1 protein-coding gene is annotated in these 1,305 nt (G+C 63.0%); it reads left to right on the forward strand.

All coding sequences use genetic code 11. The features are described 5' to 3' along the window. The first annotated feature begins 67 nt into the window (after positions 1-67). Positions 68-1,266 (forward strand): IS3 family transposase gene (locus IM725_RS19930; RefSeq protein WP_407692545.1). Its coding sequence is split into 2 segments (ribosomal slippage): positions 68-347 and positions 347-1,266, totalling 1,200 coding nucleotides; the frame shifts between segments, so codons are not numbered across the junction. The last annotated feature ends 39 nt before the right edge of the window (positions 1,267-1,305 follow it).

Raw genomic sequence — 1,305 nt, forward strand, 5'->3', positions numbered from 1 at the left:
TGAGGTTGCCCTCGAATTTCGGAGTTCATAGCTCAGTCCCGGAGAATGCCGGGAAAGGAGATGAGAGATGGACGAAGGAAGAAGCCGAGGGAAGTACACCCTGGAGTTCAAGCAGGAGGCGGTCAGGCAAGTCAAGGCTGGGCGCGCGGCGTCGGTGGTGGCCAAGACTTTGGGCATGCCCAAGGCGAGCCTGACGAACTGGGTCAGAGCAGCAGCCAAGGGCCAACTGGGGCTGACGGCTGATGGCAAGGCAGCGCCGATGGTCACGCCAGAGCAGGCTGAGATCGCCCGGCTGAGAGCAGAGGTGGCACGCCTGAGGATGGAGCGCGACATCGCAAAAAAAGCCGCGGCGTACTTTGCGCAGGACGTGTTGCAAGGTACGCCTGGATCCGGTCGATGAAGAGGCGCTGGCCGATCACGCTGATGTGCGAAGTTCTGCAGGTCAGCCCCAGCGGGTACTTCAGCTGGGCCGCGTCACAGGGGCAAGCAGGTAATGGGCGGCGGCGCAGCCACAGCGACGAGGCCTTGCTGGCGCATATGCGAGCCATTCACGAGCAGATGCGCGGCGAGTACGGCTGGCCGCGGATGCACAAGGAGCTGCTGGCCCGTGGGGTGCGGGTGGGCAAGGAGCGAGTGCGCCTGCTGATGCAACAACACGGCATCCGGGCCAAGGGCAAGAGGAAGTTCGTGGTGACCACCGACAGCAGCCATCAGCTGCCGGTGGCACCCGACCTGGTCCAGCGGCGCTTCACGCCGGCCGCGCCCAATCGCGTGTGGACGGGCGACATCACCTATCTGCCCACAGACGAGGGTTGGCTGTACCTGGCCGCGGTGCTGGACCTGCACAGCCGCCAAGTCGTTGGCTGGAGCTTGCAGCCTCACATGCACAGCACGCTGGTCAAGGATGCCCTGTTGATGGCCTGTTTCCGTCGCAAGCCCACGGCCGGTCTGATCTTTCACAGCGATCGCGGCGCGCAATATTGCAGCCGGGACTTCCAGGACACCCTGCAGGCTTGGGGCATACGCAGTTCGATGTCGCGCAAGGGCAATTGCTGGGACAACGCTCCCACAGAAAGCCTATGGGGCCGGCTGAAGACCGCCTGTGTCCATGGCCGACGGTTTGCCACGCAAGACCAGGCACGCCAGGTCGTCATGAACTGGATCGCCTTCTACAACCATTCGAGGCTACATTCGGCGCTTGGGTATCTCAGCCCAATGCAGTTCGAACAACGCTGGTTGGCGGCGCAGCAAAAATCTGCCGCCTGACGATCGGGTTATGCACTCCGATTTCTAGGGGCAACCTCA

It is taken from the genome of Ramlibacter aquaticus, assembly GCF_015159745.1.
GTDB classification, from domain to species: Bacteria; Pseudomonadota; Gammaproteobacteria; order Burkholderiales; family Burkholderiaceae_C; genus Ramlibacter; species Ramlibacter aquaticus.